Here is a 13,832-nt window from a genome sequence, read left to right as displayed (position 1 = left end):
TCGGGTCGTTAGCTCAGTTGGTAGAGCAGTTGACTTTTAATCAATTGGTCGCAGGTTCGAATCCTGCACGACCCACCAGTGTAAAAAGGCACCCTAAAGGTGCCTTTTTGCTATGCGCAATATTTATATGCCTGATGACGCTTCGCTTATCAGGCCTACGGGTCTTGTAGGCCGGATAAGGCGCTTGCGCCGCCATCCGGCAATGCTCAACGAATCAGCGCATCAATCAACTTCGTTAATGCCGGTGTTGCCTGCTGCGGCTCGTAAACAATATACAAATCTGCCGGAATACGTTCTTCCAGAGGGCGAAACACCACGCCCGGCCAGTTCATCTGCGCATAACTGTCCGCGATTAACGTAATGCCAATCCCCATGCTGATCATCGCCAGCACCGTTTGCGGCTCCATAACTTCACGCACTATCATCGGCGTAAATCCGGCCTTCTGACAAACACGTTGCAAAAATGCCCAGTCGGTATGAATCGAAGGCATGGTGACGAAATATTCGTTGCGTAACGCATCAAGAGGGATCGCCGGGCAGCAAGCCAGAGGGTGATCTTCCGGCATCGCCACCAGAAATGCGGATTCATGTAAGCGCAGGCTGGTAAATCCCTCCGTCGGTTCGATCGCCATTCTCCAGATGCCAGCATCCAGCTCGCGTCGCTCCAGTAACGCCATCTGCATCGCAGGCATTTTTTCGCGAAATAACACCTCGACATTGGGGTTCTCTTTCAAAAAACGGCGCATCACAGGACGCATTTTCCCCCACATCGCCGTGCCCACAACGCCCAGTTCAATGCGCCCTGCCTCACCGCGTCCGATCTGTTCCACGCGCGCAAATGCCTGATTCGCGCTGAACAACAAACGCCGCGACTCTTCCATGAGAATTTTCCCCGCATGCGTTAACGCCACGCTGCGGGAATGGCGAACAAACAACGGCGTGCCGAGCTGATTTTCCAGCTCTTTGACATGAAGACTCAGAGGAGGCTGAGACATATTCAGACGCGCCGCCGCCCGGCCAAAATGCAGCTCCTCAGCAACAGCGAGAAAATAGCGCAATAATTTAAGATCTATACGATGTACGCGTTCCATGATTATTGCGCTCCACAGATAAGGAATAATGCGCAACGTTAGCACATTTGTCTCAGGGACGTTGAAACGGCGGGCAGGCGCCCCGCCGTTTCAGCCGTTAGTGCGCCAGTGGTTTCGCCAGCCATTTTTCTGGCTCATGTTTATATTTGAAAAACAGCGCAAAAATCACTGCCAGCGCCAGCGCATAAGCGGCGAATACCAGCCAGATGGTCTGCCAGTCTTTCACGCCTTCCACCGAGAAGTAGTCCACGGCGATACCACTCAAAATTGACCCGACCCAGGCACCTACGCCATTGACCATAGTCATAAACAGCCCCTGCGCACTGGCGCGGATCGTCGAACTGACTTCCTGCTCAACAAATACCGATCCTGAAATATTGAAAAAGTCGAAAGCGCAACCGTAAACAATCATCGACATCAGCAGCAGCACAACGCCAAACGGGGATGGATCGCCAAACGCAAAAAAGCCAAAGCGCAGCGTCCATGCCAGCATACTCATCAGCATCACGGTTTTAATGCCAAAGCGTTTCAGAAAGAACGGGATAGTCAGAATGAAACCCACTTCAGCCATTTGGGAAACAGACAGCAGGATGGAGGGATATTTCACCACAACGCTGTCGGCAAACGCCGGATTGCGGGCAAAATCGTGCAGGAAGGGATTACCGAAAACATTCGTAATTTGCAGCACAGCCCCTAACATCATCGCAAACAAAAAGAAAATCGCCATTCGCGGATTTTTGAATAAGACAAACGCATCCAGCCCCAGTTTGCTGGCAAGCGTGGCGGACGTATTCTTCTTCGCCACCGGAATTTTCGGTAGCGTAAAGGCATACAGCGCCAGTAACAGCGAAGCGCCAGCGGCAATGTACAGCTGCGCGCTGCTTAGCTCCAGCCCCATCAGGCTGACCATCCACATAGCGATAATAAAGCCCACGGTGCCAAAGACGCGAACGGGCGGGAATGCAGTAACCGGGTCCTGGCCGGACTGCGTCAGGCAGGCGTAAGAAACGCTGTTGGATAAGGCAATAGTCGGCATATAGGCCATTGCATTAATTAACATTATCCAGAACATCGCATCCGGGTCGGTCACGGTCGTGGCATACAACAACGCGCCGGCGCACACCAGATGGCAGAGCATATATGCACGCTCGGCACGCAGCCATTTATCGGCGACGATCCCCATAATGCCCGGCATAATAATCGCCGCCAGCCCTTTTGAGCTGTAAATCATTCCAACGTTAGCGCCAGTAAAATGTAAGGTGTTAATCATGTAAGAACCCAGGGTCACCAGCCAGCTTCCCCAGATAAAATATTGTAAAAACGACATGACTTTTAAGCGGGACGTAATACCCATTTTTTTCGTTCCTTGCCGTAAAGTACGGCCCTGCAAGCAGGGCCATTATTATTTTGTGTTTTAAGCCAGTTGGCGTAAGAAGCCGCAAATCAGATTGATGAAGTTCTGCCGGGAAAGCTCAGCCGCCGCCAGCGTTTGCGCATGGGACAGTTTCACATCACCCAGTCCTTCCGCCAGATTGGTGATCGCGGATACGGCCACCACCTTTAGTCCGCAATGGCGCGCGCTAATCACCTCCGGGACGACCGACATTCCCACCACGTCGCCACCGATGATCTGCATCATGCGAATTTCCGCCGCCGTCTCAAAGTTCGGCCCCGGATAAGAGACAAACACCCCTTCGTGAAGCGTGAAACCCTCTTCCCCAGCAACGCGCTGGAGAATGGCGCGGTAATCCGCATCGTAGGCATTGGCCAGCGAGAAGAAGCGATCGCCAAAACGTTCGTCGTTCATTCCCACCATCGGCGTGCCCGGCATCGTATTGATATGATCGCTCAACGCGACCAGGCTGCCTGGCCCGACTTCCGGGCGCAGAGAGCCGGCGGCGTTAGTGCAAAACAGCAATTCACAGCCCAGCAGTTTCAGGGTACGGATCGCGTCAGTCATGATCGTCATGTCGCGACCTTCGTAAAAGTGCCCACGGCCTTTCATACATGCCACCGGGACTCCAGCCAGATTCCCCAGCACCAGTTCCCCCGCATGCCCGTGAACGGTACTGACCGGAAAACCAGGCAAACGCGCATAAGAAATCGCCACCGCGTCTTCAATTTGCTCCGCCAGCGCCCCCAGACCGGAGCCAAGAATGAAAGCAACACGCGGGGTAAAATCAGGCTTGTGCGCGCGAATGATGTCAGCGCTGTACCAGGGATTCTGCGAAAAAAGGGTGTGGGTCATAAGAGGTCCTTAAAAACGGAATAATCGATAAATACGTTGGGTACGTCGTTGTTATAACGAGAGTAACCAACCGATTACCAATACCGTTTTCCCGGACGATCGATATAAAATGTATATTGATACGTAAAATAAAATGGTCAGACTTTGCCTGATTTGCCCACCAGAAATGGCAGGGACTGCTGAAGGTCTGTTCACCTCTGCCGATATTAATGTTTTAAGGCAAGAGGAAATGGTAATGACGACGATCAACACTTCAGTCTCCGCCGTTCAGAGCGGCAGCACGGGCAGCAAAGCCGCTACCGGTAACGATCTGTCTGCGCAAATCTCACGCATCACGCAGCAAATTACAAAGCTTACACAGCAGCTCAAAGAGGTTGCTGACGGCAGTGGCAGCACAGAAGAGAAACAAAAGCAGCAGGAACTGATACAGACGCAAATTAAAATGTTGCAGGCGCAGCTGGCGCAATTACAGCGCCAGCAGGCAGAAGAAACGCAGCAGAAGCAGGAGCAGAAACAACTCAGGGCCGAAGGTGTCAACGCGCCTTCCGACGATCACCAAATTGATGTTTATATCTGATACAACGGATCGCGTGCACGGCCAGCGGTAAGTTCACTGGCCTGCATGCGCACGACGTCCCACAGCGCCTGAGCCGCCGTAGAGAGCGACCGGTTCTTGCGTCTCGCCAGCATCAACTGCCTTTCGACGACGGGCGTCAGCCGTTTCACCTGCAAATGACTTCCCTGAGGCAGCGGCAACGCCAGCGCGGGCAACACGCTGATGCCAATCCCCGCCTCCACCATCGGAAACAGCGTTGCGGGATGCCCAATCTCCTGCACGATCGTGGCATCAATGGCAAAATGCGCGAAAGCCGCGTCAATCAACGGGCGGCTACCGGAGGCGTAATCCTGCAATACCAACCGCTCATGTTTAAGATCCTGCCAGTTAACCCACTCCCGCTGCGCTAACGGGCTATCCTGGCGACACAACAGCAAAAAGGGTTCCGACAGCACGGCTTCACATTGCAAATCCGAAACAGCCCCGGGATCGATGACAATGCCAAAATCCACATCCCCCTGACGAATGCTCTCCAGCACCCACTGCTGGGGACGATCGTGCAGTACAAAATCAATTTCCGGGTACAGCTGGTTACTCTGCGCGATGCACTGCGGGATAAGATGCGCGGAAATCGTCTGGCTGGCCGCCACGCGCACGGTGCCGGTTAACTGCGTCCCCACTCTTCCGGCTTCCCGCAGAGTACTGTGCAGTTCATCGAGAACACGCTCCAGACGCCCCGCCAGCTGCTGACCCGCTTCCGTCAGCGTCACTTCTCGCGTGGTGCGATCCAACAGCTTAACTCCCGTCTGCCGTTCCAGCTCTTTTACGCTGTGGCTCACCGCAGACTGACTCAGACCAATGACGTCCCCTGCCCGACTAAAGCTTTTAGCCTGAGCAACGGTGACGAAGATACGAAGTTGACGCAGAGAATAATTCATCTGTTAAATTCATATATAGATGCAATAAATCAATTTTATTTCTCAAACGGAAAAAAGCAAAATACCTGCATCGACTTTCAGGAGTTTTTATGAAACTTTTTCGTATTCTTGATCCGTTCACGCTGACGCTTATCACCGTCGTTTTGCTGGCCTCCTTTTTTCCGGCCAAAGGGGATTTCGTTCCGTTTTTTGAAGGCTTAACCACCGCCGCGATTGCGCTGCTGTTTTTTATGCATGGCGCAAAACTCTCACGCGAAGCCATTATCGCGGGCGGCAGCCACTGGCGGCTGCACCTGTGGGTAATGTGCAGCACCTTCATCCTGTTTCCGGTTCTCGGGGTGTTATTTGCCTGGTGGGCGCCCGTCAATGTCGATCCCATGCTGTATACCGGTTTCCTGTACCTGTGTATTTTGCCCGCGACCGTACAGTCTGCCATCGCCTTTACCTCTCTGGCGGGAGGAAACGTCGCTGCGGCCGTCTGTTCGGCATCGGCCTCCAGCCTGCTGGGGATTTTTCTTTCGCCGCTGCTCGTCGGCCTGGTGATGAATATCCACGGAGCGGAAGGCAGCCTGGAACAGGTCGGCAAGATCATGCTGCAACTGCTGCTGCCGTTTGTGCTGGGGCACCTGTCGCGTCCGTGGATTGGCAACTGGGTCGCGCGTCATAAAAAGTGGATTGCAAAAACGGACCAGACCTCCATTCTGCTGGTCGTCTATTCCGCATTCAGCGAAGCCGTCGTTAACGGTATCTGGCACAAAGTGGGATGGGGCTCGTTGTTGTTTATTGTCGTCGTCAGCCTTGTGCTGCTGGCGATTGTCATTGGCGTTAACGTGTTTGCCGCCCGCAGGTTCGGATTCAACAAAGCAGATGAGATAACCATTGTCTTCTGCGGGTCGAAAAAGAGTCTGGCGAACGGCATCCCGATGGCCAATATCCTGTTTCCCACCTCAGTGATTGGGATGATGGTGCTGCCGTTGATGATCTTCCATCAGATCCAGTTGATGGTCTGCGCGATGCTGGCGCGTCGCTACAAACGCCAGACCGATAAGTTGCAGGCGCAGCAAGAAGGCCGCGCCGCGAAGGCTTAAAGAGGCCGTTTCAGGGGCTGCACCAGCTGCGTCAGCCCCTCGGTTTTAATCAGCAGCGTGATTTGCATCAGCTCGCCCAGTCTTCCCGCCGGAAATTCATCCTTACGGGCAAACCACAGCAAATACTCCTCCGGCACATCAATGAGCCGACGCCCTTTGTACTTGCCGAACGGCATCACCGTGTTGGCTATCTCAATCAGCTGCTCTTTTTCCATGTCAGACACCCAGTAGGCGGAGCATCTCTGCTTCGTCGATCACGTCAATCCCCAGTTCCTGCGCTTTCGCCAGCTTAGATCCTGCCGCTTCGCCCGCAATTACCAGATCGGTTTTTTTCGATACGCTGCCCGCCACTTTTGCCCCCAGCGCCACGAGGCGCGCTTTCGCATCATCTCGCGACATCAGGCTGAGGCTGCCCGTCAGGACGATCGTTTTACCGGCAAACGGGCTGTCGATTTCGTCGGCGTTAACCACGATCGGCGCAGGCCAGTGAATGCCTTCCGCCAGTAACTGCCCGATCACGTCCCGGTTACTCTCTTCAGCAAAGAAGTTAAAGACGTGCGTAGCGACCACAATGCCGACATCCGGCACTTTTTGCAGTTCGTCGATAGAGGCCGCTTCCAGCGCCTCTAACGTACCGAAGTACGCCGCCAACCCTGCCGCCGTGGCTTCGCCCACTTCGCGGATACCGAGCGCATAGAGGAATCGCGCGAAGGTGGTCTCTTTCGCTTTTTCCAGCGCATTCACCACATTCTGCGCCGATTTCGGCCCCATACGATCCAGGCCCGTCAGTTTGCCTGCCGTCAGACGGAACAGATCTGCCGGGGTGTGGACATACTCTTTCTCGACAAGCTGGTCGATAATTTTATCGCCCATGCCGTCAACGTCCATTGCCCGGCGGGAAACAAAGTGCTTGAGCGACTCTTTGCGCTGCGCGCCGCAGATCAGGCCGCCGGTACAGCGAGCGACCGCTTCGCCTTCCACGCGCTCAACATCAGAACCGCACACCGGGCAATGCGTCGGGAACTCGACCGGGCGCGTCTCTTCCGGGCGTTCGGAAAGCACCACGTTCACCACCTGCGGGATCACATCCCCCGCGCGGCGAATCACCACTTTGTCGCCAATGCGCAGGCCAAGACGCTCAATTTCATCCGCGTTGTGCAAGGTGGCGTTGCTGACTAGCACACCCGCAACATGCACCGGTTCGAGACGGGCGACGGGCGTGATCGCGCCAGTCCGCCCCACCTGGAACTCTACATCGCGTACAAACGTCATTTGCTCCTGCGCCGGGAACTTAAAGGCCACCGCCCAGCGCGGCGCGCGGGCGACGAATCCAAGCTGTTCCTGCAACGCCATCGAGTTGACTTTAATCACCACGCCGTCAATGTCAAAACCCAGCGTCGGGCGGTCTTCTTCCACTTTGTGATAGAAGTCCAGCACCGCTTCGGGAGAGTCGCACAGCGTCACCCGGTCGCTTACCGGAAGCCCCCAGGCTTTAAATTGCAGCAAGCGCCCCAGATGCGTATCAGGCAGTTCGCCACCTTCCAGAATGCCGACGCCGTAGCAAAAGAAAGTGAGCGGTCGCTTCGCGGTAATACGCGGATCAAGCTGGCGCAACGACCCCGCCGCAGCGTTACGCGGGTTGGCAAATACTTTATTACCGGTGCGGCGCGCCTCTTCATTAATTTTTTCAAACCCGGCCTGCGGCAGGAAAACTTCGCCACGAACCTCCAGACGCGCCGGAATGTTATCGCCACGCAGCTTCAGCGGAATAGCGCGAATGGTACGCACATTGGAGGTGATGTCCTCGCCGGTCGTTCCATCTCCACGCGTTGCCGCGCTGATCAGCACGCCGTTTTCATACAGGATGCTGACGGCCAGGCCGTCCAGCTTCAGCTCGCAGCACCAGGTCAGTTTATCGCCGCTTTTTAGCCGATCCTGCACGCGCTTGTTAAACGCCAGAAAACTCTCTTCATCAAACACGTTGTCCAGCGACAACATGGGCACTTCGTGGCGAATCTGGCTGAACGCCGCCAGCGGCGCCGCTCCGACGCGTTGGCTCGGGGAGTCCGGCGTAATTAAATCTGGATGCTGCGCTTCCAGCTCACGAAGTTCGCGCATCAGACGGTCATACTCAGCGTCCGGGATCTCCGGCGCATCCATCACATGGTAAAGATACTCATGATGGCGAAGCGTGGTTCGCAGTTCTGTCAGTTGTTGTTCGATTGATTCCATATCGCACCATCAATGATAAAAAACCCCCGACAGGCGGGGGTTCAGAAAGGGGGGATCACGCCTGGGTTTCTCAGGCGTTGGATTCTTTCACTTCGCGAATGCGATCCTGATATTCACGCAGTTTCTGCGGCGTCATCATCCGGCGCTGGTCATCAAGCACCACGCCGCCGACTTCATCAGCGATATGCTGCGCAGACTGGAGCATCAGCTTAAAGTTTTGCAACTCGTCGCCGTAAGAAGGCACCTGCATAAAGATAGTGACCCCCGGCGTGGAGAAATCACCGGTCATTTCAGGATCAAACGTTCCCGGGTTCACCATGTTGGCCAGGCTAAACAGCGCAGGGCCGCTGCCATCCGGGCTCAGGTGGCGATGGAAAATATTCATATCGCCAAATTTGAAGCCCGCTTGCTGGATGCTGTTCAGCAGCACTTCGCCGCTAAGCTCGCTGCCATGATGAGCGGCGACGTTCATAATAATGACCGCTTCTTTACGCTGCGGTTTTTCCGCGACGGGCGCTTCTTCCACTACTGGTTCAGGCGCTGGCGCAGGCTCTGTGACAGGTTCCGCTGGCTGGAAAGTCTGCGGAGCAGGCTGAGGCGCAGGTTGCTGTGGCGCTGGCTGAACAGGCTGCTGCGGCGCAGACTGAACCTGCGGCGCTACCGGCTGTTGCTGTACTGGCTGCTGCACAGGCTGTGCCGGTTGTTGTGCCGGTTGCGGTTGTGACGGCTGCCCATACTGCGGCCGTTGCTGCGGCTGCGCTGGCGCTTCAGGCGGCTGCTGAGCCGGTTGACGAGGCTGCGCAGACGCATAAGGCGGCTGGTATTGGTGTTGCGGCGACTGACGAGGCGCATCATGCTCCTGAGCGTTGCCGGGGGCATGATTCACGCGGTGAACACGAACTTCACCCACGCCTTCCTCTTCTTCGACGTCATCGTCGTAAGAATCGTCGTCACGTTTTGACTTCATGCGTTTCAGTGGACGATCGCGGAACATAGAAGATCGTTCTTTACGGCTGGTCCAGAAACCATGTACCAGTAAAGCGATTATGGCGATCGCGCCAACAATGATTAATATCAGACGCAAATCCTGCATCATTATATTCTCTGTTGTTCTAACACCTTGCCACCACGGCAAACATTTACTCACTAAGAGTATTTGCCGATTACGTCAAGTGCAAGTGCGCTCTTGGCTTTCACAGCATAAAGATGAACGAAATCGTGCTTTTTGCTGTTTTTTCGAACATTTCTTAACTGGCGAACGCGTCACAACCCGGTAAGATACGCAAAGTTTACCCGGGGCTTTATTAAAGGAGCATGTCCTGATTATGGTGTCATCATCCGCAACTGCACCTCGCAGCGGCTTTTACTATTTCTCACAGGGGTGGAAACTGGTCACGCAACCGGGGATCCGTCGCTTTGTTATTTTGCCGTTACTGGTAAACATTTTGCTGATGGGCGGCGCATTCTGGTGGCTGTTTACGCAACTGGACGTCTGGATCCCTTCGCTGATGAGCCACGTTCCCGACTGGTTGCAGTGGTTAAGCTATCTGCTGTGGCCCATTGCGGTCATCTCGGTTTTACTGGTCTTCGGCTATTTCTTTTCAACCATTGCCAACTGGATCGCCGCCCCTTTCAATGGGCTGCTGGCGGAACAGCTTGAGGCGCGCCTGACCGGCGCAACGCCGCCAGATACCGGCGTACTGGGTATTATGAAAGATGTGCCGCGCATTATGAAACGCGAATGGCAAAAGTTCATCTGGTATCTGCCGCGCGCCATTGTGCTGTTAATTCTCTATTTTATTCCTGGAGTCGGGCAAACCGTCGCCCCGGTGCTGTGGTTCCTGTTCAGCGCGTGGATGCTGGCGATTCAGTATTGCGACTATCCCTTCGACAACCACAAAGTCCCGTTCAAAGAGATGCGCACCGCCCTGCGCACGCAGAAAGCCGCCAATATGCAGTTCGGCGCGTTAACCAGTTTGTTCACCATGATCCCGGTGCTTAACCTGGTGATCATGCCCGTCGCCGTGTGTGGCGCAACGGCGATGTGGGTTGATTGCTACCGTTCCAGACATGCGCTATGGAAATGAATCACAGCACACCCATAAACCTGTAAAATAGTTGTATAAAAAAGGAGGGGCTTATGCCGCTCCTTATTCCATCCAGGTAACCATTATTTCCCTTCCGAATATAGATATGCTAAATCCTTACTTCCGCATATTCTCTGAGCAGGTATGCTAGCCCATGTATCCCAATTTCATACAGTTAAGGACAGGCCATGAGTAAGATTTTTGAAGATAACTCGCTGACTATCGGTCATACGCCGCTGGTTCGACTGAACCGTATCGGTAACGGACGCATTCTGGCGAAGGTGGAATCACGTAACCCGAGCTTCAGCGTTAAATGCCGTATCGGTGCCAATATGATTTGGGATGCCGAAAAACGCGGCGTGCTGAAACCGGGCGTCGAACTGGTGGAACCGACCAGCGGCAACACCGGTATCGCGCTGGCTTATGTTGCTGCCGCGCGTGGCTACAAGCTGACGCTGACCATGCCAGACACCATGAGCGTTGAGCGTCGCAAACTGCTCAAAGCGCTGGGAGCGAACCTCGTACTGACCGAAGGCGCGAAAGGCATGAAAGGCGCTATCCAGAAAGCGGAAGAGATTGTCGCCAGCGATCCAGAAAAATACCTGCTGCTTCAGCAGTTCAGCAACCCGGCTAACCCGGAAATTCACGAAAAAACCACCGGCCCGGAAATCTGGGAAGATACCGATGGTCAGGTCGATGTCTTTATCTCCGGCGTCGGCACCGGCGGTACGCTGACAGGCGTCACCCGCTACATCAAAGGCACCAAAGGCAAAACGGACCTCATTACCGTAGCAGTAGAACCGACCGACTCTCCGGTTATCGCACAGGCGCTGGCTGGTGAAGAACTGAAGCCCGGCCCGCACAAAATTCAGGGCATTGGCGCAGGCTTCATTCCGGGCAACCTCGATCTGAAACTGATTGATAAAGTTGTCGGTATCACAAATGAAGAAGCCATTTCCACCGCTCGTCGCCTGATGGAAGAAGAAGGTATACTGGCGGGGATCTCTTCCGGCGCGGCCGTTGCGGCAGCGCTTAAGCTCCAGGAAGATGAAACCTTTACCAATAAGAATATTGTGGTTATCCTACCGTCATCGGGTGAGCGTTATCTGAGCACTGCTTTGTTTGCCGATCTCTTTACTGAAAAAGAACTGCAACAGTAATGCCAGCATGTTAAAAACGCGTAAAAAAGCACCCTTTTGGGTGCTTTTTTGTGGCCTGCTTCAAATTTTCAACCCTCCTGGCATTGATTCACCCTGCCGGGTCTGGTATTTAACCAGACTAATTATTTTGATGCCCGAAATTAATCGTTACAGGAAAAGCGCTAGCTGAATCGATTTAATGATTTGGTTCAAGTCTTCCTTTCACGGCATAATGTTTAATGACGAGCGAAACGTCAGCGGCCAGCAGTTGCCAGCAACGGATTGCGCATAACACCTGGTGTGTCGCGTCCCGTTTACGCCGACGCTAACAATACAGGCTAAAGTCAAACCGCCAGGCTAGACTTTAGTTCCACAACACTAAACCTATAAGTTGGGGAAATACAATGTTCCAGCAAGAAGTTACCATTACCGCTCCGAACGGTCTGCACACCCGCCCTGCTGCTCAGTTTGTTAAAGAAGCGAAAGGCTTCACTTCTGAGATTACTGTGACTTCCAACGGCAAAAGCGCCAGCGCAAAAAGCCTGTTCAAACTACAGACTCTGGGCCTGACTCAGGGCACCGTTGTCACCATCGCTGCTGAAGGCGAAGACGAACAAAAAGCGGTAGAGCATCTGGTCAAACTGATGGCGGAACTCGAGTAAGTTCCCGGGTTCTTTTAAAAATCAGTCACAAGTAAGGTAGGGTTATGATTTCAGGCATTTTAGCATCCCCGGGTATCGCTTTCGGCAAAGCACTGCTGCTGAAAGAAGACGAAATCGTCATTGACCGGAAAAAAATTTCTGCCGACAAGGTTGATCAGGAAGTTGAACGTTTTCTGAGCGGTCGTGCCAAGGCATCTGCGCAACTGGAAGCGATCAAAACGAAAGCTGGTGAAACGTTCGGTGAAGAAAAAGAAGCCATCTTTGAAGGGCATATCATGCTGCTCGAAGATGAGGAGCTGGAGCAGGAAATCATAGCCCTGATTAAAGATAAGAACATGACGGCTGACGCAGCTGCGCATGAAGTTATCGAAGGTCAGGCCACTGCCCTGGAAGAACTGGATGATGAATACCTGAAAGAACGTGCGGCTGACGTGCGTGACATTGGTAAGCGCCTGCTGCGCAACATCCTGGGTCTGGCAATCATCGACCTGAGCGCAATCAAGGACGAAGTCATCCTGGTTGCCGCTGACCTGACCCCGTCAGAAACCGCACAGCTGAACCTGCAAAAGGTGCTGGGTTTCATCACTGACGCAGGCGGCCGTACCTCCCACACCTCTATCATGGCGCGTTCTCTGGAACTGCCGGCCATCGTGGGCACCGGTAACGTCACCTCTCAGGTGAAAAACGACGACTATCTGATTCTGGATGCCGTAAACAATCAGGTTTACGTCAACCCAACCAACGAAGAAATTGAAAAACTGCGCGCCGTTCAGGAGCAGGTTGCAACCGAGAAAGCGGAACTCGCTAAACTGAAAGATCTGCCGGCTATCACGCTGGACGGTCACCAGGTAGAAGTTTGCGCCAACATCGGTACCGTTCGTGACGTTGAAGGCGCAGAGCGCAATGGCGCGGAAGGCGTTGGTCTGTATCGTACTGAATTCCTGTTCATGGACCGTGACGCTCTGCCGACTGAAGAAGAACAGTTTGCGGCGTACAAAGCCGTCGCTGAAGCCTGCGGCTCTCAGGCGGTTATCGTCCGTACTATGGATATCGGCGGCGACAAAGAACTGCCGTACATGAACTTCCCGAAAGAAGAGAACCCGTTCCTGGGCTGGCGTGCGGTACGTATCGCTATGGATCGCAAAGAGATCCTGCGTGACCAGGTTCGCGCCATTCTGCGCGCCTCTGCGTTCGGTAAACTGCGCATCATGTTCCCGATGATCATCTCTGTTGAAGAAGTTCGCGCGCTGCGCAAAGAGATTGAAATCTACAAACAGGAACTGCGCGACGAAGGTAAAGCATTTGATGAAAGCATTGAGATTGGCGTGATGGTGGAAACACCGGCAGCGGCAACCATTGCTCGTCATTTAGCCAAAGAAGTTGATTTCTTTAGTATCGGCACCAATGATTTAACGCAGTACACCCTGGCAGTTGACCGTGGTAATGATATGATTTCACATCTTTACCAGCCAATGTCACCGTCCGTGCTGAACTTGATCAAGCAAGTTATTGATGCTTCTCATGCTGAAGGTAAATGGACTGGCATGTGTGGTGAGCTTGCAGGCGACGAACGTGCTACACTTCTGTTGCTGGGGATGGGTCTGGACGAATTCTCTATGAGCGCCATTTCTATCCCGCGCATTAAGAAGATTATCCGTAACACGAACTTCGAAGATGCGAAGGTGTTAGCAGAGCAGGCTCTTGCTCAACCGACAACGGACGAGTTAATGACGCTGGTTAACAAGTTCATTGAAGAAAAAACAATCTGCTAATCCACGAGATGCGGCCCAA

The 13,832-nt window shown here is 53.8% G+C and carries 13 protein-coding genes and 1 tRNA gene; 7 read left to right on the top strand and 7 right to left on the bottom strand.

Features of this window, described 5'->3' with window-relative positions; translation table 11 throughout:
• The first annotated feature begins 2 nt into the window (after nt 1-2).
• Nucleotides 3-78, top strand: a tRNA-Lys gene (locus OGV82_RS09435).
• A gap of 128 nt (nt 79-206) precedes the next feature.
• Here the strand turns inward: OGV82_RS09435 and OGV82_RS09430 are convergent.
• From OGV82_RS09430 to xapA, 3 genes are all read right to left on the bottom strand, one after another.
• Entirely contained in the window at nt 207-1,091 is an 885-nt protein-coding gene (locus tag OGV82_RS09430; protein ID WP_047462185.1) for a LysR family transcriptional regulator, read from the bottom strand.
• A gap of 97 nt (nt 1,092-1,188) precedes the next feature.
• Nucleotides 1,189-2,445: a nucleoside permease gene (locus OGV82_RS09425; protein ID WP_101744327.1), complete on the bottom strand. Its 1,257-nt coding sequence runs from the start codon at nt 2,443-2,445 to the stop codon at nt 1,189-1,191.
• 60 nt (nt 2,446-2,505) lie between these two features.
• Entirely contained in the window at nt 2,506-3,339 is an 834-nt protein-coding gene (gene xapA, locus OGV82_RS09420) for a xanthosine phosphorylase (RefSeq protein WP_286462712.1), read from the bottom strand.
• A gap of 235 nt (nt 3,340-3,574) precedes the next feature.
• On the opposite strand from xapA, the gene OGV82_RS09415 reads away from it, so the two are divergent.
• The gene (locus tag OGV82_RS09415) at nt 3,575-3,916 is read left to right on the top strand and encodes a FlxA-like family protein (RefSeq protein WP_024130136.1); all 342 of its coding nucleotides are present in this window, start codon (nt 3,575-3,577) and stop codon (nt 3,914-3,916) included.
• On the opposite strand, the gene OGV82_RS09410 is transcribed toward OGV82_RS09415, so the two are convergent.
• Nucleotides 3,907-4,833: a LysR family transcriptional regulator gene (locus OGV82_RS09410; protein WP_012131376.1), complete on the bottom strand. Its 927-nt coding sequence runs from the start codon at nt 4,831-4,833 to the stop codon at nt 3,907-3,909. The two genes, OGV82_RS09415 and OGV82_RS09410, sit on opposite strands and share 10 nt — an antisense overlap.
• 89 nt (nt 4,834-4,922) lie before the next feature.
• Between OGV82_RS09410 and OGV82_RS09405 the strand changes: the two genes are divergently transcribed.
• On the top strand, nt 4,923-5,921 hold the full coding sequence (locus OGV82_RS09405; RefSeq protein ID WP_012131374.1) for a bile acid:sodium symporter family protein: 999 nt from the start codon (nt 4,923-4,925) through the stop codon (nt 5,919-5,921).
• Here the strand turns inward: OGV82_RS09405 and OGV82_RS09400 are convergent.
• From OGV82_RS09400 to zipA, 3 genes are all read right to left on the bottom strand, one after another.
• Entirely contained in the window at nt 5,918-6,136 is a 219-nt protein-coding gene (locus OGV82_RS09400; protein ID WP_012131373.1) for a DUF3820 family protein, read from the bottom strand. The genes OGV82_RS09405 and OGV82_RS09400 overlap by 4 nt on opposite strands.
• A gap of 1 nt (nt 6,137) precedes the next feature.
• Nucleotides 6,138-8,153 (bottom strand): NAD-dependent DNA ligase LigA, encoded by a 2,016-nt coding sequence (ligA, locus tag OGV82_RS09395; RefSeq protein WP_012131372.1) that lies wholly within the window; start codon nt 8,151-8,153, stop codon nt 6,138-6,140.
• 70 nt (nt 8,154-8,223) lie between these two features.
• On the bottom strand, nt 8,224-9,249 hold the full coding sequence (gene zipA / locus OGV82_RS09390; RefSeq protein ID WP_047462177.1) for a cell division protein ZipA: 1,026 nt from the start codon (nt 9,247-9,249) through the stop codon (nt 8,224-8,226).
• 229 nt (nt 9,250-9,478) lie between these two features.
• Between zipA and cysZ the strand changes: the two genes are divergently transcribed.
• From cysZ to ptsI, 4 genes are all read left to right on the top strand, one after another.
• Complete coding sequence (gene cysZ / locus OGV82_RS09385; protein WP_047462174.1) at nt 9,479-10,240, top strand: sulfate transporter CysZ; 762 nt, start codon at nt 9,479-9,481, stop codon at nt 10,238-10,240.
• A 188-nt stretch (nt 10,241-10,428) separates the two neighbouring features.
• On the top strand, nt 10,429-11,400 hold the full coding sequence (gene cysK / locus OGV82_RS09380) for a cysteine synthase A (RefSeq protein WP_047462171.1): 972 nt from the start codon (nt 10,429-10,431) through the stop codon (nt 11,398-11,400).
• A 383-nt stretch (nt 11,401-11,783) separates the two neighbouring features.
• Complete coding sequence (gene ptsH / locus OGV82_RS09375; RefSeq protein WP_005971891.1) at nt 11,784-12,041, top strand: phosphocarrier protein Hpr; 258 nt, start codon at nt 11,784-11,786, stop codon at nt 12,039-12,041.
• A gap of 44 nt (nt 12,042-12,085) precedes the next feature.
• The gene (gene ptsI / locus OGV82_RS09370) at nt 12,086-13,813 is read left to right on the top strand and encodes a phosphoenolpyruvate-protein phosphotransferase PtsI (RefSeq protein ID WP_047462162.1); all 1,728 of its coding nucleotides are present in this window, start codon (nt 12,086-12,088) and stop codon (nt 13,811-13,813) included.
• Nucleotides 13,814-13,832 lie beyond the last annotated feature (19 nt).

The organism is Citrobacter sp. CK191 (assembly GCF_030333435.1).
GTDB lineage: Bacteria > Pseudomonadota > Gammaproteobacteria > Enterobacterales > Enterobacteriaceae > Citrobacter_B > Citrobacter_B koseri.
This window is presented reverse-complemented; position numbering and strand designations above follow the sequence as displayed.

Bases quoted from the DNA above. Each gene is read 5' to 3' on its own strand.
- OGV82_RS09430 (WP_047462185.1), bottom strand. From the start codon at position 1,091: ATGGAACGCGTACATCGTATAGATCTTAAATTATTGCGCTATTTTCTC.
- OGV82_RS09425 (WP_101744327.1), bottom strand. From the start codon at position 2,445: ATGGGTATTACGTCCCGCTTAAAAGTCATGTCGTTTTTACAATATTTT.
- xapA (WP_286462712.1), bottom strand. From the start codon at position 3,339: ATGACCCACACCCTTTTTTCGCAGAATCCCTGGTACAGCGCTGACATC.
- OGV82_RS09415 (WP_024130136.1), top strand. From the start codon at position 3,575: ATGACGACGATCAACACTTCAGTCTCCGCCGTTCAGAGCGGCAGCACG.
- OGV82_RS09410 (WP_012131376.1), bottom strand. From the start codon at position 4,833: ATGAATTATTCTCTGCGTCAACTTCGTATCTTCGTCACCGTTGCTCAG.
- OGV82_RS09405 (WP_012131374.1), top strand. From the start codon at position 4,923: ATGAAACTTTTTCGTATTCTTGATCCGTTCACGCTGACGCTTATCACC.
- OGV82_RS09400 (WP_012131373.1), bottom strand. From the start codon at position 6,136: ATGGAAAAAGAGCAGCTGATTGAGATAGCCAACACGGTGATGCCGTTC.
- ligA (WP_012131372.1), bottom strand. From the start codon at position 8,153: ATGGAATCAATCGAACAACAACTGACAGAACTGCGAACCACGCTTCGC.
- zipA (WP_047462177.1), bottom strand. From the start codon at position 9,249: ATGATGCAGGATTTGCGTCTGATATTAATCATTGTTGGCGCGATCGCC.
- cysZ (WP_047462174.1), top strand. From the start codon at position 9,479: ATGGTGTCATCATCCGCAACTGCACCTCGCAGCGGCTTTTACTATTTC.
- cysK (WP_047462171.1), top strand. From the start codon at position 10,429: ATGAGTAAGATTTTTGAAGATAACTCGCTGACTATCGGTCATACGCCG.
- ptsH (WP_005971891.1), top strand. From the start codon at position 11,784: ATGTTCCAGCAAGAAGTTACCATTACCGCTCCGAACGGTCTGCACACC.
- ptsI (WP_047462162.1), top strand. From the start codon at position 12,086: ATGATTTCAGGCATTTTAGCATCCCCGGGTATCGCTTTCGGCAAAGCA.